Annotated in this window: 1 protein-coding gene; it reads left to right on the forward strand. The window is 33.5% G+C overall.

What is annotated here, in order from left to right:
* The first annotated feature begins 58 nt into the window (after positions 1-58).
* Positions 59-943 (forward strand): GIY-YIG nuclease family protein, encoded by an 885-nt coding sequence (locus A5295_RS06030; RefSeq protein ID WP_004113326.1) that lies wholly within the window; start codon positions 59-61, stop codon positions 941-943.
* Positions 944-1,067 lie beyond the last annotated feature (124 nt).

Consider the following 1,067-nt stretch of genomic DNA (forward strand, 5'->3'; position numbering starts at 1 on the left):
AGATGTGTATAAGAGACAGAGTATAATAAGCATAAATCTGTAGATGGTGAGATAGATTATGAATAGCAGCAAGAATTTAAATATATTTTTGATGGATGGCGATGTTACGGGCAGGATTAAATGCACGATGCCTGGCTGGAGCGGTTTAGCATATAAAATTCCTAGAATTTATTTAGATAAATGCAAAGATAGGGAACAGTTAAAACAGAGTGGTGTTTATTTTTTATTCGGTAAGAACAATTTTGATGAAGATGCGGTTTATATTGGACAGGCTGGTATTAGGAAGAATGGCGAAGGTGTTTTGTTCAGAGTCGCTGAACATTTGAAAGATGACTTTTATTTTAATGAAGCTGTTATGTTTACAACTAGCGGTAATTCTTGGGGTCCAACTGAAATAAGCTATCTTGAAAATAAGTTTACTAATTTAGCAATCGATACAAATCGTTATAAGGTTCAAAATGGAAATGATCCTAATCCTGGTAATGTAACTGAAGAAAAGGAAGCTGAATTAGAGATTTACGTTGAGCAGTTTAAGATAATGCTTGGCGTATTAGGATATAGGATTTTTGTGCCGTTAGTGAAAACACCGGAATCTGTAGTTGAAGAGCATGATGATGAATTAATCTTAGGTCTTTCTAGGAAAATCAAGAGGTCTCAAAGAAATATTGAAGCGTATTGCAAAAGAACTAATGAAGGTTTTGTTGTTTTGGCTGGTAGTCAGATAGAAGAGACGGATTCTGGATCTATACCAGATGTAATCAAAGAACTTAGAGAGCGTTGTAAGCAAAATAATGAGATAAAAGATGGTGTGTTGACTAGGAATTATCTGTTTAAGAGTCCTTCATATGCAGCTTCATTTGTTTTAGGTATGACTACCAATGGTAAAGTTGATTGGAAAACAGAAGATGGCACATCACTCAAAATGATAGAAGAAAACGCTTAAATCTGATATGAACATAGATGTTGCAATCATATACATATTTAATACTGTTGTAAGTAGGTAAAAGTCATCTTCTTATTACTTACAAATTTTGTGTTTTATACAGTATGTTGGTTTAGGTGTTATT

The organism is Gardnerella sp. 26-12 (genome assembly GCF_001660745.1).
Taxonomy (GTDB): Bacteria; Actinomycetota; Actinomycetes; order Actinomycetales; family Bifidobacteriaceae; genus Bifidobacterium; species Bifidobacterium swidsinskii.

What these genes read in the sequence shown, in the direction of transcription:
- A5295_RS06030 (WP_004113326.1), top strand. Translation starts at nt 59, where the DNA reads ATGAATAGCAGCAAGAATTTAAATATATTTTTGATGGATGGCGATGTT.